22 protein-coding genes are annotated in these 22,126 nt (G+C 44.8%); 11 read left to right on the top strand and 11 right to left on the bottom strand.

All coding sequences use genetic code 11. From position 1 onward, the window contains the following. Window positions 1-2: 2 nt before the first annotated feature. The 5 genes from M4S28_RS14795 to luxS all read left to right on the top strand — a co-directional run bounded on the left by M4S28_RS14795 (window position 3) and on the right by luxS (window position 6,204). Window positions 3-464 (top strand): YqaA family protein, encoded by a 462-nt coding sequence (locus M4S28_RS14795; protein ID WP_004735497.1) that lies wholly within the window; start codon window positions 3-5, stop codon window positions 462-464. Between the two features lie 9 nt (window positions 465-473). Beyond that, a complete protein-coding gene (locus M4S28_RS14790) occupies window positions 474-3,332 on the top strand; it encodes a M16 family metallopeptidase (protein WP_249632027.1) in 2,859 nt (952 codons plus the stop codon). Between the two features lie 99 nt (window positions 3,333-3,431). Beyond that, a complete protein-coding gene (gshA, locus tag M4S28_RS14785) occupies window positions 3,432-5,000 on the top strand; it encodes a glutamate--cysteine ligase (RefSeq protein ID WP_029406033.1) in 1,569 nt (522 codons plus the stop codon). A 10-nt stretch (window positions 5,001-5,010) separates the two neighbouring features. Further along, on the top strand, window positions 5,011-5,661 hold the full coding sequence (locus tag M4S28_RS14780) for a transglycosylase SLT domain-containing protein (protein ID WP_004735500.1): 651 nt from the start codon (window positions 5,011-5,013) through the stop codon (window positions 5,659-5,661). A 24-nt stretch (window positions 5,662-5,685) separates the two neighbouring features. Continuing rightward, window positions 5,686-6,204, top strand: coding sequence for an S-ribosylhomocysteine lyase (gene luxS / locus M4S28_RS14775; RefSeq protein ID WP_017079953.1), 519 nt, complete (start codon window positions 5,686-5,688; stop codon window positions 6,202-6,204). Between the two features lie 99 nt (window positions 6,205-6,303). Here the strand turns inward: luxS and M4S28_RS14770 are convergent, their stop codons facing one another. From M4S28_RS14770 to M4S28_RS14760, 3 genes are all read right to left on the bottom strand, one after another. Continuing rightward, window positions 6,304-7,626: an IS4-like element ISVbsp1 family transposase gene (locus M4S28_RS14770; protein ID WP_009845967.1), complete on the bottom strand. Its 1,323-nt coding sequence runs from the start codon at window positions 7,624-7,626 to the stop codon at window positions 6,304-6,306. 204 nt (window positions 7,627-7,830) lie between these two features. Next, window positions 7,831-9,102, bottom strand: coding sequence for an HlyC/CorC family transporter (locus M4S28_RS14765; protein ID WP_054541869.1), 1,272 nt, complete (start codon window positions 9,100-9,102; stop codon window positions 7,831-7,833). Window positions 9,103-9,229: 127 nt separating this feature from the next. Next, complete coding sequence (locus tag M4S28_RS14760; RefSeq protein WP_029223243.1) at window positions 9,230-10,024, bottom strand: cytochrome C assembly family protein; 795 nt, start codon at window positions 10,022-10,024, stop codon at window positions 9,230-9,232. Window positions 10,025-10,224: 200 nt separating this feature from the next. Here M4S28_RS14760 and ffh point away from each other — a divergent pair, with 200 nt between their 5' ends. The 5 genes from ffh (at window position 10,225) to rplS (ending at window position 13,839) form a co-directional block, all read left to right on the top strand. Next, a complete protein-coding gene (gene ffh, locus M4S28_RS14755; protein ID WP_004735506.1) occupies window positions 10,225-11,619 on the top strand; it encodes a signal recognition particle protein in 1,395 nt (464 codons plus the stop codon). 212 nt (window positions 11,620-11,831) lie between these two features. Then, entirely contained in the window at window positions 11,832-12,080 is a 249-nt protein-coding gene (gene rpsP / locus M4S28_RS14750; RefSeq protein WP_004735508.1) for a 30S ribosomal protein S16, read from the top strand. A 24-nt stretch (window positions 12,081-12,104) separates the two neighbouring features. Then, window positions 12,105-12,659, top strand: coding sequence for a ribosome maturation factor RimM (gene rimM, locus M4S28_RS14745; RefSeq protein WP_004735510.1), 555 nt, complete (start codon window positions 12,105-12,107; stop codon window positions 12,657-12,659). Window positions 12,660-12,685: 26 nt separating this feature from the next. Then, entirely contained in the window at window positions 12,686-13,426 is a 741-nt protein-coding gene (gene trmD, locus M4S28_RS14740) for a tRNA (guanosine(37)-N1)-methyltransferase TrmD (protein ID WP_004735512.1), read from the top strand. Between the two features lie 59 nt (window positions 13,427-13,485). Next, the gene (gene rplS, locus M4S28_RS14735; protein ID WP_004735514.1) at window positions 13,486-13,839 is read left to right on the top strand and encodes a 50S ribosomal protein L19; all 354 of its coding nucleotides are present in this window, start codon (window positions 13,486-13,488) and stop codon (window positions 13,837-13,839) included. Between the two features lie 361 nt (window positions 13,840-14,200). Here the strand turns inward: rplS and yacG are convergent, their stop codons facing one another. From yacG to nadC, 8 genes are all read right to left on the bottom strand, one after another. Further along, window positions 14,201-14,398 carry a DNA gyrase inhibitor YacG gene (gene yacG / locus M4S28_RS14730; RefSeq protein WP_017056605.1) on the bottom strand — a complete coding sequence of 66 codons (198 nt, stop codon included), beginning with the start codon at window positions 14,396-14,398 and terminating at the stop codon, window positions 14,201-14,203. An 81-nt stretch (window positions 14,399-14,479) separates the two neighbouring features. After that, entirely contained in the window at window positions 14,480-15,220 is a 741-nt protein-coding gene (gene zapD, locus M4S28_RS14725; RefSeq protein WP_017088714.1) for a cell division protein ZapD, read from the bottom strand. Between the two features lie 26 nt (window positions 15,221-15,246). After that, complete coding sequence (gene coaE, locus M4S28_RS14720; RefSeq protein WP_017079956.1) at window positions 15,247-15,861, bottom strand: dephospho-CoA kinase; 615 nt, start codon at window positions 15,859-15,861, stop codon at window positions 15,247-15,249. A gap of 2 nt (window positions 15,862-15,863) precedes the next feature. Continuing rightward, window positions 15,864-16,733 carry a prepilin peptidase gene (locus M4S28_RS14715; protein WP_249632026.1) on the bottom strand — a complete coding sequence of 290 codons (870 nt, stop codon included), beginning with the start codon at window positions 16,731-16,733 and terminating at the stop codon, window positions 15,864-15,866. Between the two features lie 67 nt (window positions 16,734-16,800). Further along, window positions 16,801-18,030, bottom strand: coding sequence for a type II secretion system F family protein (locus tag M4S28_RS14710; protein WP_249632025.1), 1,230 nt, complete (start codon window positions 18,028-18,030; stop codon window positions 16,801-16,803). 14 nt (window positions 18,031-18,044) lie between these two features. Beyond that, window positions 18,045-19,730 (bottom strand): type IV-A pilus assembly ATPase PilB, encoded by a 1,686-nt coding sequence (pilB, locus tag M4S28_RS14705; protein WP_249632024.1) that lies wholly within the window; start codon window positions 19,728-19,730, stop codon window positions 18,045-18,047. After that, entirely contained in the window at window positions 19,731-20,159 is a 429-nt protein-coding gene (locus tag M4S28_RS14700) for a pilin (RefSeq protein ID WP_249632023.1), read from the bottom strand. It abuts the gene before it with no gap. Window positions 20,160-20,414: 255 nt separating this feature from the next. Continuing rightward, window positions 20,415-21,305: a carboxylating nicotinate-nucleotide diphosphorylase gene (gene nadC, locus M4S28_RS14695; RefSeq protein WP_017079961.1), complete on the bottom strand. Its 891-nt coding sequence runs from the start codon at window positions 21,303-21,305 to the stop codon at window positions 20,415-20,417. An 83-nt stretch (window positions 21,306-21,388) separates the two neighbouring features. Here nadC and ampD point away from each other — a divergent pair, with 83 nt between their 5' ends. Beyond that, window positions 21,389-21,988 carry a 1,6-anhydro-N-acetylmuramyl-L-alanine amidase AmpD gene (gene ampD / locus M4S28_RS14690; RefSeq protein ID WP_017087406.1) on the top strand — a complete coding sequence of 200 codons (600 nt, stop codon included), beginning with the start codon at window positions 21,389-21,391 and terminating at the stop codon, window positions 21,986-21,988. Window positions 21,989-22,126 lie beyond the last annotated feature (138 nt).

Here is a 22,126-nt window from a genome sequence, read left to right as displayed (position 1 = left end):
CAGTGCTAGAGTTTTTTAATTCTCTGTTTGAAAACATAGCGCTGTGGTTCTCTGACTCGGCGCTGTGGGTGCTCTTTATCAGTGGCTTCTTGAGTGCCACATTATTGCCCGGGGGATCAGAAGCGAGCCTTGTGGCAGCCTTGAGCTTAGATCAATTCTCAACATCATCGATCATTCTTCTGGCGACACTCGGTAATACTTTGGGGGGCCTTACCAATTATTGGATTGGTTTGTGGTTGCCTAATCGAACTCAATCTGAAAAGCATGGTCATAAGGCTATGGCTTGGCTGAGCCGTTATGGTTACTGGACATTGTTATTCAGTTGGTTACCCATCATTGGTGATCCTTTATGTCTGGCTGCGGGTTGGCTGAGAATGAAATTTATCCCTAGCGTTATTTTGATAGCGATTGGCAAAGCCGCTCGCTACAGCTTACTTGCTGCTATCTACTTCGGTTTTTTCTAAGGAGAACCTATGAAAAAGGTTTTACTTGGTACATTTTCTCTTATCGCCATTGCTGGCTGTTCTTACAATGTACCTAGCTCAACACCCTTCTTTTCCTCGTTACCGGAAGGCGTCACTCTGTTAGAAGAGGTTAAGCCTTCTAAAGATAAAGTCGTGATTCCTTATGCGAAGTATCAGCTTGAAAACGGCTTGACCGTTATTCTTTCTCCTGATGATTCTGATCCACTTGTTCATGTTGATGTGACCTATCATGTGGGTTCTGCTCGTGAACAGATTGGTAAATCAGGCTTTGCTCACTTCTTTGAACACATGATGTTCCAAGGCTCTGAGAACGTCGGTGATCAACAGCACTTCAAGATCATCACCGAAGCGGGTGGTTCGTTAAATGGCACCACCAACCGTGACCGAACTAATTACTTTGAAACCGTTCCTTCTAACCAACTCGAAAAAATGTTGTGGTTAGAATCGGACAGAATGGGTTTCTTGTTAGATGCAGTTTCTCAAAAGAAATTTGAGGTGCAAAGAGGCACGGTTAAGAATGAGCGAGCGCAAAGCTACGAAAACCGCCCTTATGGCTTGATGTGGGAGCGCATGGGTGAAGCACTGTATCCAGAAGGTCACCCTTACTCGTGGCAACCAATCGGTTATGTTGAAGACTTAGATCGTGTTGATGTGAATGATCTTAAGGCATTCTTCTTACGTTGGTATGGCCCAAACAATGCCGTGTTAACGATCGGTGGTGATATCGACGTTGATGACACGCTAGAGTGGGTTAACAAGTACTTTGGCCCTATCCCTCAAGGACCTGAAGTTAAGGCGGCAGAGAAGCAACCTGCAGTGCTGACTGAAGACAAGTACATCACCTTAAAAGATAATATTCGTCAGCCGATGGTGCTTGTTGGCTGGCCAACAACGTATCGTGGTGAAGAGACGCAGGCTTCATTGAATGCACTGTCCAATGTGTTAGGTTCTGGCACCAACAGCTACCTGTATCAAAACCTCGTAAAAACGCAAAAAGCGGTGAGCGCAGGATCTTTCCATGATTGTGCTGAGCTTGCATGTACCATGTATGTGTATGCGATGGGTAATTCAGGTGAAAAAGGCGATTTGACGGTTCTGAACAAAGAGCTGATGGATACCTTAGATCAATTCTCGAAAGAGGGCGTTGAACAAGAGCGTTTAGACCAGATCACTGGTATGGCAGAAGCGGATGCAGTTTTTGCACTACAAAGTGTTAAAGGTAAGGTTTCACAGCTTGCGTCTAACCAAACCTTCTATGGTCAGCCGGATCGCATTGAATCGCAACTCGATCAAATTCGAGCGGTTACTCCAGAAAGCGTAAGCAAGGCATACCAAGATTTCATCGAAGGCAAGCACAAGGTTACGTTGAGTGTGGTTCCTAAGAAAAAACTCGACTTAGCGGTTCGTGAGGCTACCTTTACCACACCTGCACGTACCCTTCCTGAATACAGCAAGGTGACGGAAGACCAACTGGATTTCAGAAAGGCGCCAAACACATTTGATCGCAGCGTGATGCCAGAAGTGAACTTTGGTGTTGAAGCGACCATGCCTGAGTTGTACCGCATGCACTTTGCGAACGGCACTGACTTGATTGGTACCGTGACCAGTGAAACGCCGACAGTACAGCTTCAAATTCAACTGCCTGCAGGCGAACGCTATGTTCGTAAAGGGCAGGAAGGCTTAGCGAATCTAACGGCTTCGATGATGGAAGAAGGTTCGACGAAACGAACGGTTGAAGAGTTGCAGGCGACCTTAGATAAGCTAGGTAGCAGTGTCAGCATTAGCGCTGGAAGTTATACCACGGATATCTCGGTTTCAACGCTAGAGAAAAACCTGCCTCAAACCTTAGCGATCGTACAAGAGGTTCTGTTTGAGCCTAAGTTTGATGAGCAAGACTTTGAACGTGTTAAGAAGCAGATGCTTGAAGGTGTTGTCTATCAGCATCAACAACCAAGCTGGATGGCTTCTCAAGCAACCCGTGAAGTGCTATTTGGTGACAGTATTTTTGCTCGAGCAAGCGATGGCACCAAGGCGTCTCTATCGGATCTAACCTTAGATGATGTGAAAAAATTCTATGCACAACACTACACACCGGAAGGTGCCAATATTGTTGTTGTGGGAGACATCTCGAAGAAAGAGGTGGGAAAACAGCTACAATTCTTTGAACAGTGGCAAGGCGATGCGGCACCACTAACGCGTCCTCAGATCATCAAAGAGCTTTCAGGACAGCACCTGTATTTAGTTGATAAACCGGGTGCACCGCAAAGTATTGTTCGTTTAGTGCGTAAAGGTTTACCTTTCGACGCGACTGGTGAGTTGTATTTGAGCCAGCTAGCCAACTTTAACTTAGCCGGTAACTTCAATAGCCGCATTAACCAAAACTTACGTGAAGACAAGGCGTACACTTACGGTGCGAGCGGTTACTTCGCGAGTACGCGTGAAACTGGTGCGGTAGTATTTAGTGCTCAAGTGAGAGCCAATGCGACGGTTCCATCGATTCAAGAGTTTATCTCAGAGCTAAATGAATTTAGTCAAAGTGGATTAACTGACGAAGAGGTGAAATTTATGCGCCTTGCCGTCGGTCAACAAGATGCGCTTAAATACGAAACTCCAAGTCAAAAGGCTGGGTTGCTGAGTAATATTGTTGCGCTGAGCCTTGACGAGGATTACCTGCAACAACGTAATCAGATAGTTGAAACGGTCTCAAAAGAGACGTTAAACAAGCTATCTAAGAAATGGTTTGACCCGAATGATTATCAAATAATTGTTGTTGGTGATGCGACTTCGCTTCGTCCTCAACTAGAAAAGTTAGATATTCCAATAGAAGAGCTTGAAATCATTCGTTAGAGTACACATTAAAGGGGGAGGGAAAAGACTCTATTTTTCTCCTCCAACCTAATTTATGATAGTTCTAATCAGAACGATATAAGATAAGTGAACTGAATTTTGACTGATTTTGCTGCGCGACTAAAGCAAGTTGCAACCAACCCTAAGACCTTCTCTCAATTTGGTCGTGGTGTTGAAAGGGAAACGTTACGCTACACGGAAGATGGGCATCTTGCGACTGGGCCGCACCCAAAGGCTTTGGGATCTGCGTTGATGAACGGATGGGTAACGACCGATTTTTCTGAGTCGCTACTGGAGTTTATTACGCCTGTTTCTAACGACGTTCCGACGCTTTTGAATCAGTTGTCTGATATCCACCATTTCACACAAACCAAGTTAGATGGCGAAAAGATGTGGCCGCTTTCTATGCCTTGTTATGTAGGCAGTGAAGATTACATTCAGCTAGCGCAATACGGCACCTCTAACAACGGCAAAATGAAGACGCTATATCGTGAAGGCCTAAAGCGCCGTTACGGTAGCCTGATGCAGATTATTTCTGGTGTTCACTTCAACTTCTCTTTCCCAGAAAGTTTTTGGGATAGCCTGTTTGGAGAGCAAACAGAAGAAACGCGTTGTGAAGCTAAGTCAGATGCGTACTTTGGTTTGATTCGTAATTATTACCGTTTTGGTTGGTTAATCCCATATTTCTTCGGTGCTTCACCTGCACTATGTCCTTCTTTCATCAAAGGAAGAGAGACAAAGCTACCTTTTGAAAAGATTGGTGAAACGCTGTATCTACCAAAAGCAACGGCACTTCGCCTGAGTGATCTTGGCTACACCAATAGTGCTCAAAGCGTATTAAAGATTGGCTTCAACAGCCTAGACCAGTACCTTGAAGGTTTGAACCAAGCGATTCGCACGCCATCAGAAGAGTTTGCTGAGATAGGCACTAAGGTTGATGGTGAATACCGTCAATTGAATAGTAACGTTCTTCAAATCGAGAACGAGCTTTATGCGCCAATTCGCCCTAAGCGCGTGGCGAAAAGTGGTGAAAAACCATCGGAAGCGCTGGCTCGTGCTGGTGTTGAGTACATCGAGGTTCGTTCTTTGGACGTAAACCCATTCAGCTCAATTGGTATCAATGAGCAACAAGTTCGCTTCCTCGATCTATTCTTAACTTGGAGTGTTCTATCTGACTCTGCTGAGATGGATAACTGCGAACTTGAATGCTGGCGCGATAACTGGAACAAGGTGATCTTAGAAGGTCGTCAGGTTGGTTTAGAACTCAAGATTGGTTGTGATGGCGAGAGGCTGTCTCTGCAAGATTGGGCTAAACGCGTATTCAAAGATCTTCGTGTTATCGCTGAGTTGATGGATGCTGAACAAGGTGGTCGTGCATACCAAGAAACGTGCGATACGCTTGAAACTTGGATTGATAACCCAGAGCTGACCATTTCTGGCCAGTTGCTAGAAGAGACCAAAAAATTAGGTGGCTTGGGTAAAGTGGGTTGTGCGTTAGGAAAAACGTACGCTCAGCAACACAAAGCACACCAATATAAAGTTTACTCAGCTGAGTTGATGGAAGCGGAAGTTCAACGCTCTGTGATTGCTCAGCAACAAAGTGAAGAAGCAAGCACTCAAGATTTTGACAGCTTCTTAACGGATTATTTTTCGTATTTAAAAGCATAGCGAGACTTTGGTGGAAAGGAAGCAAGCCTTATTAGGCCAGCCTAAACGCGTAAGTGGAAAATGGTTGCCAGTAGTGACTGTTGGTGTTGTCTCTAGCCTATTGGTTGGATGTGCCACGCCACCGCCAAAGCAGCAAGATAACTTGTGTAGCATCTTCAGAGAACACCCGTCGTGGTATGAAGATGCACTCGATATGCAAGAAGAGTGGGGCACGCCGATCAACGTAGCGATGGCTTTTGTGAAACAAGAGAGTAGCTATCGTCATGATGCGCGCCCGCCTAAAGATTACATTCTTGGCTTTATTCCGTGGGGACGCGTGAGTAGTGCTTACGGTTATGCACAAGCTCAAGACCCTGCTTGGGAAGATTTCCAAAAGGCGACCAATAACGGTGGCTCAAGAACCAATTTTGATGATGCATTGATGTTCATCGGTTGGTACACCAGCGAGACGCGTCGTCAGCTTGGTATCTCACTATGGGACCCGTATAACCAATACCTGGCTTATCATGAAGGTCGTGGTGGTTATAAGCGTAAGTCATACAATAGCAAACCATCGTTGATTAAGGTGGCACGCAAAGTCGAACAGCAAGCAAAAGATTATGGATGGCAGCTTAAACAGTGTCGTAAAGAACTAGAAGACAATAGAAGTTGGTTTTTCTAAAGCCAACCGTCACGGAGAATAGCAATGCCTTTATTAGATAGTTTCACTGTTGATCACACGCGCATGAACGCACCTGCAGTTCGTGTAGCTAAAACAATGCAAACCCCAAAAGGGGATACCATCACTGTGTTTGACCTGCGTTTTACTGCGCCAAACAAAGACATCCTATCTGAGAAAGGTATCCATACTCTAGAGCATCTATACGCAGGATTTATGCGTAATCAATTGAACGGTTCAGATGTAGAGATCATCGATATTTCACCGATGGGCTGTCGTACTGGTTTCTACATGAGCCTAATTGGTACGCCTTCAGAGCAGCAAGTAGCAGACGGTTGGTTGGCTGCAATGCAAGATGTGCTGAAAGTTGAGAATCAAAATAAGATCCCTGAGCTGAACGAGTACCAATGTGGTACTGCGGCAATGCACTCTTTGGATGAAGCTAAAGATATCGCTAATGCGATCATCGCTGCCGGTATCTCTGTAAACAAAAATGATGAACTGGCATTGCCAGAGTCGATGCTTCAAGAGCTTAAGATCGACTAGTCATTGTTAGTTCACCTTGAATACGCTTCACTCTAGAGACAGAGCGAGTTAGATACTAAAAGGCCCGGTTCAATGAACCTAATGCCGTTCGGATAAGCATTATTGCTTGAACCTGAACGGATATTTGGCTGGGACAAAGAGGACTGAACGTGGAAACGTTCGGTCCTTTCTTTTATCTGGAAGAATGAAGTGACTCAAACTGTCTCTCATCCTTTTCAGTTTTACAGGTAGAGTTCCGTCTGGACTTAAAGCTAACCAACGTAATTGCGCATCAATAAGGTTAATTGCGGCGGTAAAACTGACCCTAGTCGCTCGAACCCCGGCTTCTGAAGCTATCTTAACCATCTCTAATCGCACTAAGTTATAGGCAAGTAATACGCCCCAAAGCTCTTGCTTCACACCGGCAGAAAAACGACTTCGTAAAGTGACGTGACTTTGCAGTTGAGTCTGTTTAATTTCACCATAACCTTCTTCTATCTCCCAGCGTTGCCAATAAATACGCAGCAGGCTTTCTAGCGAGTATCTACTAGGGTCTGTAAGTGAAGTAATAAAACCTTTTATCTCACCTTTTGGCTCTTGATATAGGACTAATCTGGCTTCCCAACGTGCGGGTAAATTCGGATTCTGCCGTTGAGCTTGAGGAGAGATGGGCATTGAGATGAGCATGTCGTTCTCCGCATATTTCTCCAACACTTCATAGCGTAGCTTACGTTTTGCAGGCATTAACCAGTGAGCATTTTCCGCACTCTCTTGCCACGACAACAAAAGGTCTGCCGAGAAATAACAACGATCAAATAAGGTCAATGAATGTGCGGGGATATCATTGAATAGACGCTTAGCTAAGGTCGTTTCACCGACATGACAGCCATCAAAAGCCGCCCCCATAATCATTCGAGTTTCTGTTGACATCAAAGCGACTAAACGAAGTTGAGGGTAAGGTTTCAATTTTTTAGAGATGAACCCAAATTCTTCAGCGTTCTCTGGGGAATCTTGGCACCTAAATGTAGTTCCATCCACAGCAAGAACATTAAGCTCTAAGTCTTTATCTTGTTGAAGGATATCTCCATTCCAAGCCTTTACCGTTGTGTGAAACAAAGCCGCTAATGGACTCTCATCTAGACGTCGGCGTGAATCAGTTAGGACACTAGGTGCAACACGAGACCAGCTATCTTCAGGTTTAGGCTGAAGCGCAATGTCTAATGAACTGCATACCTCTTTGATAGACATGTTGCGTTGCAGCCCCATCCAAATAACTAACCAGACAGCTTGCTGAGCGGGAAGCCGACGTCGTCTTATGCTCGCTTTATTGGTTTCAAGAAGAGCTTGTTCTATCCACTCAATCTGAATGGCGTCGACGACAGATTCATAATTGTCGGCATCTTCAATGGTCTCGTGTGCCATTGCTAATTCTTGTTCAAGCATAAAAAATCCCCATCAACGTTGTTGATGGGGATTATCTGCTAACTGCAAGATCGTTCAAGTCTTCTTAAACGATCGGCATTAGGTTCAATGAACCGGGCCTTTTTCGTCAACGTATTTTAGGACGAGACATATTTTAGATCTAGGCAGTTGTCGCATGTGAGCTTGTGATTACTCACTTAGTTATCCCAGTCCAGCAAACCACTTTTATCCGTTAACGATCTGCGGGAACACGCGAACGAGCTTGATACGGTTCTCTTCGAGTTCAACAATTTCCATTGGATGACTCGCAACCTGAACACTCAGGTGACTTTCTGGAATGTCTTCAAGGTGTTCCAGTATTAAACCATTAAGTGTTCTTGGGCCGTTTGTAGGTAGTGTCCACTGCAAGCCTTTGTTTATGTCACGGATATTGGCGCTGCCTTCAATCAAGAAGCTGCCATCGCTTTGCGGTGTGATCTCTTCAGATAAGCTTGGTGCAATTGAGGTCGTAAACTCACCAACGATTTCTTCTAGAATATCTTCAAGGGTAACCAAGCCGTTGATATCGCCATACTCATCCACAATCAAACCGATGCGCTGTTTATTGCGCTGAAACTTAAGTAGTTGGATATTGAGTGGTGTCGCTTCAGGAATAAAGTAGATCTCATCCGCAGCACGCAACAGTGTCTCTTTATTGAATTCGTTCTTTTCAAGCATCAAGCGGTAAGCTTCTCGTAACCTAAGCATGCCAACCACTTCATCTATCTGGTCACGATATAACACAATACGCCCATGAGGGGAGTGAGTTAATTGGCGAACGATAGATTTCCAGTCATCATTGATGTCGATGCCAGTGATTTCATTTCGAGGCACCATGATGTCGTTCACGGTCACGTGTTCTAAATCTAAAATAGATACCAACATATCTTGGTGGCGTTGAGGTATTAGGCTTCCCGCTTCATTTACCACGGTTCTCAGCTCTTCAGAGCTTAAGTGGTCGGTCGCATCGTGGCGGGCTTTAACACCTAAGATACGAATAAAACCGTTGGTAATGAAGTTCACCAATATCACCAATGGTGACAGTACCTTCATCAGTATGATCAAAAGGATACTACTGGCGTAAGAGACACGCTCTGGAAACAGAGAAGCGATGGTTTTTGGGGTTACCTCGGCAAACACTAGGATCACGAGAGTCAGGACACCGGTAGCAATCGCTACACCGATATCCCCGTAGATGCGCATACCAAGAATAGTCGCGATCGCAGACGCAAGAATGTTGACGAGATTGTTGCCGATGAGAATTAGGCCGATCAATCTGTCTGGGCGGTTCAGAAGTTTTTCTACGCGTTTGGCACCTTTATGACCCGTATTGGCCAAGTGCTTTAAACGGTAGCGGTTCAAGGACATCATGCCCGTTTCGGAACCAGAGAAATAACCAGAAATTACAATGAGACACGCGAGTAGCGCAAATAAGATACCCGTTGATATGTCGTCCAAAACTATTCTTTTCCTATTTGTGTATCTTGATTAATTTATGACCGAACATGGTCGAGATGTCAATTGAATCTAACGGACTCAATATTTTAAAGGCAAGGTGTGTGAGACATTGCCTTCATTTTACAGACTAATTCAGGATGATTTCCTGAACGAAGCGGCTACCGAAGTAGGCTAATGTGAGCATGCTGGCACCGGCAAGTGCGAACCAAGTGACTTTTTGTCCACGCCAACCTTTCTGATAGTGACCCCATAGAAGGATGGAGTAGATAACCCAAGCAATAAAAGACAATACAGCCTTGTGTGCTTTTCCTTGAGCAAACATATCTTGTACGAAGATAAGGCCAGTCAATAAAGTACCTGTTAATAAGCCATTACCGATCAGAATGATCTTGAAAAGCTGTCTTTCCACCATCATTAAAGGAGGTAGGTTAGGGTTTATTACTAACGCTTTTTTCTTTTTAAGTTTGTGATCGAGCCACGCGAGTTGTAGAGCGTAGAGCGCGCCGATAGTCAGTGTCGCGTATGAGAAGAGCGCCAAAGAGATGTGCACAAGCAGTTTTGGGTCATTCTCTAGATGTTTGATGAAGGTGCTCGGAAGAAAAGTGGCAGCCATCAAGTTAAGCGCAGCGAAGCTATAAACGACGGGCAAGATGAACCACAATCGGGTTTTGAGCATAGCACCGCTCATGACCAAAGAGATGATTAAACTGATCAATGAAGCAACGTTCAAGATACTGAGGTTTTGGCCACTGGCATTAAAAATTAAATCGCCAAGCAACCAAGCATGGAAAGCTAAAGCAAGTAATGCGCTAATAAACACCGTTTTTACGCGGATTCCTGTTTGGTGCACGAGACCTGGAATGATCGTGGAAATCGCCATTGTATAAAGAAAGGCTGCTGCGATCGCAATAAGACTGTCCATGGTATCCATTTAAATGATTACTAATTGGCGAATTATACCTCGCATCGCTCTTTGGGGCTATGGTCAACCTCATTCAATTCTAAGTGAATAATGTCTCACATCACAAGCGTGGATGATTAACGCTCTACAACGGGTATGACTCTAATCCGCGCTAATGTATACTCACAGTAATAGTCGCAGTTTTGAGCGAAGAGAAAACTATGTTTGATAATTTAACGGATCGTCTATCCAAAACGCTGAAGAACATCAGCGGTAAAGGTCGTCTGACCGAAGACAATATAAAAGAGACGCTGCGTGAAGTACGTATGGCGCTACTTGAAGCCGACGTTGCACTGCCCGTTGTCCGCGATTTTGTTAAGCGCGTAAAAGAAGGCGCTGTGGGTGTTGAGGTTTCTAAATCTCTAACTCCTGGTCAAGAATTCATTAAGATCGTTCAAGCTGAGCTTGAAGCTGTGATGGGTGAGTCTAACGAGGCTCTTGACCTAGCAGCACAGCCGCCAGCCGTTATTTTAATGGCAGGTCTACAAGGTGCGGGTAAAACCACATCGGTAGGTAAGCTATCTAAGCTCCTGACTGAGCGTGACAAGAAGAAAGTTTTGGTTGTGTCTGCCGACGTTTACCGTCCAGCGGCGATCAAACAGCTTGAAACGTTAGCAAGCGATGTTGGCGTCGACTTCTTCCCATCTTCAGCTGATCAAAAGCCTCTTGATATTGCAAACGCTGCAATCGACCATGCGAAGAAGAAATTCTACGACGTGCTAATTGTCGATACTGCTGGTCGTTTGGCTATCGATGAAGAGATGATGGGCGAGATCAAAGAGCTTCATACTGCAATTAAACCAGTAGAGACTCTGTTCGTTGTTGATGCAATGACTGGTCAAGATGCTGCGAACACCGCAAAAGCTTTTGGTGATACGCTTCCACTAACCGGTGTTATCTTGACGAAAGTTGATGGTGATGCGCGAGGTGGTGCTGCACTGTCTGTTCGTCATATCACTGGCAAGCCGATTAAATTCTTAGGCGTTGGTGAAAAGACTGACGCACTAGAACCATTCCACCCAGATCGTGTTGCTTCTCGTATCTTAGGTATGGGCGACGTACTGTCTCTTATTGAAGACCTACAGAAAAACGTTGATACCGAGAAAGCAGAGAAACTGGCTAAGAAGTTCAAAGAGAAGAAAGGCTTTGACCTTGAAGACTTCCGCGAGCAGCTTGGTCAGATGAAAAACATGGGCGGCATGATGGGCATGATGGATAAGCTTCCAGGCATGTCTCAGCTACCAGACAACGTTAAAGATAAAGTTGATGACAAGATGTTCAAGCAAATGGAAGCGATCATCAACTCTATGACAATGAAAGAACGTCAGCGTCCAGACCTAATCAAAGGCTCACGCAAAAAGCGTATTGCTGCAGGTTCTGGTACGCAGGTACAAGATGTAAACCGTATGCTTAAACAGTTCACTCAAATGCAGAAGATGATGAAGAAAATGCAGAAGGGTGGAATGAAAGGCATGATGCGCAACATGCAGGGCATGATGGGCGGCGGTGGAGGTATGGGCGGAATGGGTGGTGGTTTTAACCCGTTTGGTCGATAATCTACAAATGTAAGCTTTAGCTACGTTACTTTTCATAGTGTTAGCCGTGTCACAGAAAGTGTCCGGTTGCTATGTTGGTGAAAAAATAGCTAAAGCCCTTGCATTGCACCGGAATAAGAGTAAAATTCCGGGGCTTTAATTTGGCACGAGACCCCAAGCTATTTACTTATACTTGGGGTTAATTATTTTATTAAGAAAGCAAAGAGGACGACATGGTAACCATTCGTTTGGCACGTCACGGTGCAAAGAAGCGCCCATTTTATCAAATCGTAGTTGCGGATAGCCGTAACTCTGTAACTGGCCGTTTCATCGAGAAAGTAGGTTTCTTTAACCCTACTGCTCAAGGTCAAGAAGAAGGTCTACGTCTAGACCTAGATCGTGTTAACCACTGGGTTGGTCAAGGCGCATCTCTATCTGATCGTGTAGCTAAGCTAGTTAAAGACGCTCAAAAAGCGGCTTAATTCTTTTTTAAAGAGAAATAGCTTATGTCGATGAAGGGTAAAGAAACGATGAGCGAGCAAAATAATAGAATTGTCATGGGTAAACTTGGGTCTACCTATGGTATTCGTGGCTGGCTTAAAGTGTTCTCCTACACAGACAATGCTGAAAGCATATTTGATTACAGCCCTTGGTATTTAAACCAAAAGGGTAAGTGGGTTGAGTACAAAGTTGAGAGCTGGAAACGTCATGGCCAAGGTTATGTATGTAAGCTAGCGGGATTAGATGTTCGTGAAGACGCGCAACTGATGACTAACTTTGAAATTGCTATTGACCCTGCTTCGTTACCTGAATTGTCAGAAGATGAATTCTACTGGCGCGAATTGTTCGGTATGCAAGTTTTTACCACTAAAGGTTACGACCTTGGTGAGGTCACTGACCTATTAGAAACTGGCTCGAACGATGTTCTAGTAATTAAAGCAAATCTTAAAGATGCTTTTGGCCAAAAGGAACGGTTAGTACCGTACCTTGAAGAGCAAGTGATCAAGAAAGTTGATCGCGAAGCTCGCCGGATCGAAGTTGACTGGGATCCTGGATTCTAACTCCAAATTACAGAGCGAGAGAACACATGTGGGTTGGCATTATTAGCCTGTTTCCTGAAATGTTCCGTTCTGTTACTGATTTTGGAGTAACAGGTCAAGCGGTTAAAAAAGGTCTTTTATCTATTGAGACATGGAATCCTCGCGATTTCACTCATGATAAACATCGCACTGTTGATGATAGACCTTACGGTGGTGGTCCTGGCATGTTAATGATGGTTCAGCCTTTGCGCGATGCTATCCAAACTGCCAAGCAAGCAGCACCGGGAAAGACGAAAGTAATCTATCTTTCACCTCAAGGTCGTAAACTCGACCAGAAAGGTGTTGAAGAGTTGGCAACAAACGAGAACTTGCTTCTTATTTGTGGTCGCTATGAAGGGGTAGATGAGCGCATTATTCAATCTGAAGTCGACGAAGAATGGTCGATTGGCGATTTTGTGATGACGGGTGGCGAACTGCCAGCCATGACGTTGATTGATTCAGTCTCTCGGTTTGTTCCGGGTGTACTTGGAGATTTCGCTTCAGCAGAAGAAGATTCTTTTGCAAATGGTTTGCTAGATTGTCCCCATTATACGCGCCCTGAGGTGCTAGACGATAAAGATGTGCCATCGGTACTCAAGTCTGGAAACCATAAGGACATTCGTCGCTGGCGATTAAAACAATCGTTGGGCCGAACTTGGCTAAGAAGACCAGAGCTCCTGGAAAACCTAGCTCTGACTGACGAACAGGAACAATTACTGGCTGAATTCATTAAAGAGCAACGCTCTTAACGAAAAGCAAGCAGTAACCTATTAAATTTAGTATCAGTTTATTCTAGGAATTTATACAAATGAGCAACATCATCAAGGCTCTTGAAGAAGAGCAACTAAAATCAGACCTTCCTAAATTCGCACCAGGTGACACTGTTGTAGTTCAGGTTAAGGTAAAAGAAGGTGACCGTGAGCGTCTACAGGCTTTCGAAGGCGTTGTAATCGCTATTCGTAACCGTGGTCTACACTCTGCATTCACAGTTCGTAAGATTTCGAACGGTGAAGGCGTAGAGCGTGCGTTCCAAACTCACTCTCCAATGGTTGATAGCATCGAAGTTAAACGCCGTGGTGCAGTACGTCGTGCCAAGTTGTACTACCTACGTGAGCGTTCTGGTAAGTCAGCTCGTATTAAAGAGAAGCTTACTAAGAAGTAATTCTTTTTGCATTCTATCGATAAAAGCGGAGCCATTTGGCTCCGCTTTTTTGTGTCTGCTATTTAGAGCTGAGTAGGTAAGAGAGCCTCAATTCGCTCGTTCCTCGCTCTTGAGGATGACGGACTAAAACAAAACTCACATTGAACCGTCATTCCCTAGACTGACAAAGGAAGGATTAGGGAATCTCTATTCGTACCATGCTATAGGCAATAAAAAAGGATTGACGTTAAACGCCAACCCTTCAAAATTTACTCGCTACTCGCTACTCGCTACTCGCTACTCGCTACTCGCTACTCGCTACTCGCTACTCGCTACTCGCTACTCGCTACTCGCTACTCGCTACTCGCTACTCGCTACTCGCTTAGTGCGGGTCTTCCGACCAACCATCGCTATCTGACATGTCTGGTGCGCCAGCGATGCTATTCTCTTCGTCTGCCCATTCACCGAAATCAATCATCTGACATTGCTTACTGCAAAACGGGCGGTGTGGGCTTTGTTCGCCCCATTCAACGTCGGTATTACATTGAGGGCATTTAACGATGGTGATTTTTTTCGACATAGTGATTCTTAATTAGAGGGTATTGTAAGAAAGAGTTTAGGCTCGAGTGAAGGTTCAAGCCAAACTATAAAAGGAAATTAATTAGCTGCAGACAGCCAATTCAAATTCGATGTCTTGAGTACAGGCTTGTCCTGTTTCAAAGCTCATGAACTTAACGGCAAAACGGTTTTTATGCCCGGAGATCATCGGGTAAGCACCGTATTGCATTGGAATAGAAAGGCGAAGGATATTCGCTTCATCAGCATCACTCTGGAAGAAGCCAGCGCGAGCAATTTGCTCTTTAAAGTGACCAGTCTCTCTGGTGAGCTTTAACCATAGTGTTAGCGCTTCATACAGAGGCTGTAGGCTATCCATCCAAGCTTTGGCATCTCGCATTCTTTTATCGAGAGGAAGATGCAGCCAATAATGCAGTGCGGGTAAATCAAAGCAGCATGAGCCACCTGGTAAATTAAAGCGTTGACGTATGGCACTCAAGAAGCGGTCTTCTTTAAGTGACTGCCCAAAACGCTCCGCCTGCATCAGTTCACGATAGATGTTACTAATATCGTTGAGTAGCGAAGTCAGCATCTCTTGATCGACACCTTCAACATCTAACCAGCTTTTGTAGGTTACACGCTGCTTCTCAATATCTTTTGCAAGTTCACTCTTGAGTTGGATCTGTTCGAAGATTTCAACCAGATCAAAGATGGAACGGAAAAAGAGTTGATACTGTTGAGCATCGGAAAATGTAGAAGACAAGTGCAGCTGCCTCAAGAGCGATTCAACTCTTAAGTAGATGCGTGTTTTCTCATTTAGAGGATGTTCAAATTTGTGGGTGATCATCGAGCAAACCTTCATTCAACATTATTCTATTCTGACCCATCTACAGTACTGATTGCCAGATACTTTTGATGTAAATCTGTGATTTGAGGCAAAAGTTCTTGGTTTTTAGTATGGTTTTTAATCACGTCATCTGCAACTGCTAAGCGTTGTTCTCTTGAAGCCTGTGATTTTAAAATTGATGCAACTTGTTCCCTAGAAACATTATCACGACTCATCGTACGCTCTATTTGCACTTCTGTTGGCACATCAACGATTAATACGCGATCGGCCATGCTTTGCATTTGGTTTTCAACCAATAGCGGTGCGACTAATAAACCATAAGGGGATGTGACTTTAGACAGGTCACTGTCAATTTTGTTACGGATCATGGGATGCAGCAGGTCATTGATCCATTGTTTCTCTGTGGGATCCGAGAAGATTAGCTCACGCAGCTTACTTCGGTTAAGTGATCCATCTTCAAGCAAGATCGTCTCACCAAAACGATCAGTAATCTGCTTTAAGCCGTCACTGCCCACTGCAACGACTTCGCGTGCAACGATATCAGCATCGACAATATCAATATTAAAATGCTCATTGAAGAGGTTAGCAACGGTGGTTTTTCCACTGGCGATACCACCGCTTAATCCGATAATGATTGCCATGGTTAAATTCCTAGTACAGAAGTGAAATACCAGCCCATGATGTCGTTGCCCCACATCAAACTCACCCAACCCGCAATTGCAAGGTAAGGTCCAAAGGGAAAGGCTTTATCTATGCCTTGCTGTTTCAAGCGAAGTTGAATCAAGCCGAAAACTAAACCGACCAGCGACGACAAAAGAATGATCATTGGTAGGTGCTGCCAGCCAAGCCAGGCGCCAAGCGCAGCCAGAAGTTTGAAGTCGCCGTAACCCATGCCTTCTTTGCCTGTCAGTAGTTTGAATAACCAGTAAACAGACCATAGCGCTAGATAACCTGCCATTGCACCAACCACGGAATCTTGAAGCGATACAGGGCTGATATTAAACAGAGCTAACGCGATACCAGACCAAACTAAAGGTAAGGTAATTTGATCAGGCAACAGCATAGTATCGAGATCGATAAAGGTTGCGGTAATCAATGCAAACGTGAAAAAAATCAAAGCAATGGCGTAGTAACTGAAACCAAAGTGGCTCGCGACTACGGTACAAAGTATCGCCGTAAGCAGTTCGACCAATGGGTAACGAGCGCTGATTGGGTTAGCACAGCTATGACACTTGCCCTTTAAGAACAACCAACTTAATACTGGAATATTGTCGATGATTCTTAATTGGGTTTTACATTTCGGGCAGGTAGAACGAGGGATACTGAGATTGAACTCTCCCTCTGGCGCTGGAATTTTATATTGAGAGAAATACTCCGAGCACTCTTGTTGCCACTCTCGTTCCATCATTATCGGTAAACGGTGGATGACTACGTTGAGGAAGCTGCCGATAAGAAGGCTAAAAATGAAAGCTAATACGGGGAATAGCCAAGGATAGTAGTGAAATACTTCCATAGTGTCCTTTACCACTTAATCAAGGTGAGCAGAGGTTGGCTGCTCATGGGTGTTTAGTTGCTTTTAACTATCCTAACACACTCATAAGATTAAAGATCGGTAAGTACATCGCGACAACAAGTCCGCCAACTACGGTGCCTAAAAATACGATGATCAGTGGCTCTAGAATCTTGCCTAGGTTATCGACGGTGTTGTCTACTTCGAACTCGTAAATGGAAGCGACTTTATTGAGCATATCATCAAGATCTCCTGACTCTTCACCAATCATCACCATCTGCAAAACCATCTCCGGGAAGGCATTGGTATTGCGCATTGCAATGTACATCGGCATGCCTGAGGCAGTCTCACGGTGAACCTCAATGATGGCCGATTCATAATGCAGGTTGCCTGCGGTTTTAGCTGTGGTTTTAAGGCTGGTTAAGATGGGAATTCCAGAACTGAAACTGGTTGAAAGTGTTCGGCTGAACTTTGCAATCGATGCCTTGGTGATGACAGCACCCAAGATAGGAAAGCGTAAGCCAAGGCGACTGGTTGAAAGTCGAATCGAGTAGGATCGCTGACGCAGTTGCTGAAAAGACAGAATTAACAAACCAATACCGATGGCAGTATAGAAACTGTAAGCCTGCATCCAATGGGAAAGATAAAGCACTTGCTGGGTGAACCAAGGTAAGTCTGCTCCGAAGCCTGAAAACATCGATTCAAATTCCGGAATTACCATGGTCAGCATTAAGTAGGAAACGGTAAGAGCGACCGCAACAACCATTGCAGGATAGATGAGCGCCTTTATAACTTTGGATTTTAGTTGCTCACTCTTTTCACGATAGGTCGCCAAGCGTTCAAATACTTGTGCAAGGTTGCCGGAGAGTTCGCCTGTCGCGACCAAGTCGGTATAGAGGTCATCAAAGTGGCGGCTTGCGGTTCGCATCGCTTTTGAGATTGGCGTTCCGGCTTCTACACCTTTGCAGATGTGCGATAAAATCGATTTCATTTCTGCTTTGCGGTGATTGTCTGACACCAGCTTGATGGCTTGCACGATCGGCACACCAGTCGCCAACATGGTAGCCAGTTGGCGAGTCAAAATAGTGATATCTTTGGCTTTGACGCGGTGAGTTAAACGAGTGATTGCTGAGATGCTTTTCTTTTTGATTTTCTTAATCTGAATGTGCTGCTCTTTGAGCTTCTCTCGCACTTCTAATTCGGTGAGCGCTAAGCTCTGCCCTGATACTTTCTTGCCAGAACTATTGATTCCCTTCCAATGGTAGTTTTTTAGTTGTGATTGTTTGCTTTTACTACTCATTTTCGCTCCGTGAATTATAGGTATAGAACACGTTGTAGCTCTTGATAGCTGGTGGTGCCTTCAAGCAGTTTATCTAGACCTGACTCTTGTAAAGTTCTCATGCCTTCTCGACGTGCCAAGTTTTCAATGGCTAACGCGTTCGGTTTGTCGATCAGGCTATTTTTCAGTTGGTCGCTAAACGGCATGACTTCATAGATACCGACTCGCCCCGAGTATCCCTGATTACACTCATTACATCCTTGTGAGCTGGCTTTGTAGATGATTTGGCTATTGGGAATAGAGTGGCGTAGAAATATATCAGGTGAGTCATCAGCGGCTTTACAGTGGTCGCACAATCGTCTTGCCAGTCGTTGGGCGATAATTAAACTTAATGATGAAGCGAGGTTAAAAGGTTCTATCCCCATATGAGAGAGGCGAGTCACGGTTTCTGCTGCAGAATTGGTGTGCAGTGTCGAAAGCACTAAGTGTCCGGTTTGTGAGGCTTTGATCGCGATCTCTGCGGTTTCCAAGTCGCGGATCTCACCGACCATTACCACATCAGGATCTTGTCGTAAAAATGACCGCAACGCTTCAGCGAAACCAAAGCCGATCTTAGGCGTCACTTGTACTTGATTGATGCCACACAGGTTAATTTCAACAGGATCTTCGGCTGTTGAGATGTTGCGTTCTGTTGTGTTAAGAACGCGAAGGCCAGTATAGAGAGAAACCGTTTTACCGCTGCCGGTTGGACCGGTCATTAAGATCATACCTTGCGGGCGTTTCAATGCATTAAGGTAGAGTGCTTTTTGATCCTCGCTGTAACCGAGCTTATCGATATCGAGATTGGCAGCGCTGCTGTCTAAAAGACGCAGTACGATCTTTTCTCCCCATAATGTTGGCAGTGTAGATACACGCATATCAATTGCCAGTTCGTCATTTAAGCGCAGTTTGATACGACCATCTTGAGGCAAACGACGTTCGGCGATATCAAGTTTGGCGAGGATCTTCAGGCGAGCCGATAGACGACGACTTAAATGAGAGGCGGGCTGTTGAATTTCGACAAGGATGCCATCGCAACGTAGACGTACGCGGTAGTTTTCTTCATAAGGTTCGAAGTGGATGTCCGATGCGCCTTTACGTGCTGCATCGACTAGAATCTGATTGATAAAGCGACTGACAGGGGAGTCATCTTGGCTGAGGTCTTCAATGGACGTTATCTCGTCATCAGATATCTCAACAAGGTTAGCGAGCTCATCTTGGGTGATATCTTTGCGCTTTGAGTCTTGCCCGGAAATCGAACGGCCATACAGCTTTCGTATTGCACTTTCTAATTCAGAGTAGTTAGCGACAACCAATTCAATCTGTAATCCGGTTGCGAATCGAAAGTCATCTTCAGCTTGTAAGTCGGTCGGATCAGCCGAGGCGAGCGTAAGAGTAGAACTAGAAACTGAAATCGGGATTGCTCGATATTTGGTGATCAGCTCACGAAGCCCCAATTGCTCACACAAGGTTTCGTAGTCAGTACTAGCTAGTTGTACTAACGGTAAACCGAAAATGGTTTTGATATTGCTTGCTAAGGAATCACCGCTAAAGAACTCCAGAACGAGCAAAGCTTCAGGTGTAGAAATACCCGAAGCTTGTACATGTTCCGCAACAGCTTGTTCTTGTGTCAGGCTAATTAAACTAGCCTGACGTAGAACGGTTGGGAGGTTGGTTAGCACTTATGAACAGCCTTTAGGCTTTAAGCTACTATCTACATCTGACGTACATGACCACGCACCATTTCCAGTACGTACCAAATTCACTTTTTTCGATACTACGTCAGGGCTTACGCCTGATGAACCAAATTGAAACTGTATGCTGCCTGCTGCACTAGTTACGTTCTCATAAGAGACGATACCTAATGGAGATGTCGGTATCGCCAAAGCCGCAGAGGTCGCAGGAAAAGTACCATTTTCTAAAACGTATGTTTCAACGTTAGTCCTATGGCTTGTAATTGACGCAAGTGCCGACGCTGCCTCGCTTTTTGCTATATAGCTTTGATATTGAGGTACAGCTATCGCTGACAACACACCAATAATCGCCACGACGATCATCAATTCAATCAGCGTAAAGCCTTTCTGATTTGTTCTTTTACTTTTGTTATTCATTGTTCTATTCCATTGTTTAGTTTGTTTCAGCGCAAGCACTGGTTGATGGAAAGAATAGAAGTCGGAATGGGGAAGTGGAATGGTGTTCAGGTGTGGTCGCGAGTGGTTTCGTATTTATTAGTGTGGTGTTTCATATGGCTCGCAAAATTATGCGACCAACTTAAATAAGTGATTGAAATACTGATAATTTAGGTAATAAAAAAGGCACTGTTATCAACAATGCCTTTGACGGAAATATATTTACTATTCAGTTAATTACGCTTTAAATCTCATGGATAGGTCCATCGCTTTTAGATGCTTAGTCAGTGCGCCAACAGAGATGTAATCAACACCCGTTTCAGCGAACTCTGCAATCGTGTCTAATGTTACATTGCCTGAGTTCTCTAATGCTGCGCGGCCAGCGTTGATTTTCACGGCTTCACGCATCATGTCTGTGGTGAAGTTGTCTAGCATGATGATGTCTGCGCCAGCGCTGATCGCTTGCTCTAGCTCTGCTAGGCTTTCCGTTTCAACTTCCACAGGTTTCCCCGGGTTAAGTTCTTTTGCTGTCGAGATAGCTTTCTCAATACCACCACAGGCGATGATGTGGTTTTCTTTGATTAGGTAAGCATCGAAAACACCGATACGGTGGTTGAAACCGCCACCACAAGCGACAGCGTATTTTAGTGCGCTGCGAAGGCCAGGAATTGTTTTGCGAGTGTCTAACAGGCGGCATTCTGTGTGCTTAACTTTGTCTGCGTAGATCGCTGTTGTTGTCGCACAGCCAGATAGCGTTTGAATGAAGTTCATGGCATTACGCTCACCGGTTAATAGCGCACGTGCTGGGCCAGTTAAGCTACAAAGCGTTTGGTTTGGTTCAACCTTGTCGCCATCTTCTACGTTCCACTCGATAGTCACCTCACCGCCCAATTGCTTAAACACTTCATCAGCCCAAGCTTTACCACAGAACACACCGTGTTCACGGGTAATGATGGTAGCGCTGTTGATTGCGTCTGCTGGGATTAGACTTGCCGTAATATCAGCCGCTGGATCTAACGTTCCGCCTAGATCTTCTTTGATGGTCTCAGCCACTGAGCGAGTGATCTCTAGAGGCAGTTGCTCTTTTAAGTAGTCAAGGCGTTGGTGGCTGTTATGTGTGTTTTTCATCGCAAATCTAATCTTGAAAGGGAGTGGGAATGGAATGATACTCTTGCTTAACTTCAAATTAAAGAGGCTAGCGTGACTGCTCTATGGGTAAGGTCACATCTTATTGTGCTAGCAGAAAAGAAAGTGAGACCAAGATGACGATCAGCTTCAACGGATGGTATGACAACGCTCGGCATGTTCCTTCACCGTATTTTGATGTTAGACCTAGCGTCGACGATATCTCTCTGCTGGTGGTTCACAACATTAGTTTACCTCCGGGGCAATTTGGTGGGCCTTACATCGAACAGTTTTTTACGGGCAAACTTGACCCAGAAGAGCATCCATTTTTTCAGGTGATTCACCAAATGGGTGTTTCTGCACACTGCTTGATTCGTCGTGATGGTGAGGTTGTGCAGTTTGTTTCGTTCCTTGATAGAGCTTGGCACGCTGGCCAGTCCAGCTTTGCCGGCCGTGAAAGGTGTAATGACTATTCGATTGGTATTGAACTGGAAGGCAGTGACTTTGTGGCTTATACCGAGCAGCAGTATCAAGCGCTTACCCAATTAACGGAAACACTGGTATCGAGCTTCCCTCAAATTACCACTGAACGAATCACAGGCCACCAATATATTGCGCCTCTGCGCAAAACCGATCCTGGCTTGGTTTTCGACTGGCAGAAATTTAAAGAAAAGCTCAAGGGCTAAGCCTCAACTTTAGATAGCCTTACTGCTGTTAGGCGTTGAATAGTCAACGCCTGGCATAATGACTTGTGAATTTTTGTTGTTGCTATGTAAAGAAAGTGGTGGAGAGGAGAGCATCAATAAATCGAGAGTGTGACGAGC

Source organism: Vibrio sp. J383 (assembly GCF_023503985.1).
GTDB lineage: Bacteria > Pseudomonadota > Gammaproteobacteria > Enterobacterales > Vibrionaceae > Vibrio > Vibrio splendidus.
Note: the sequence above shows the minus strand (reverse complement) of the source record. Positions and strands in the feature narration are given on the sequence as shown.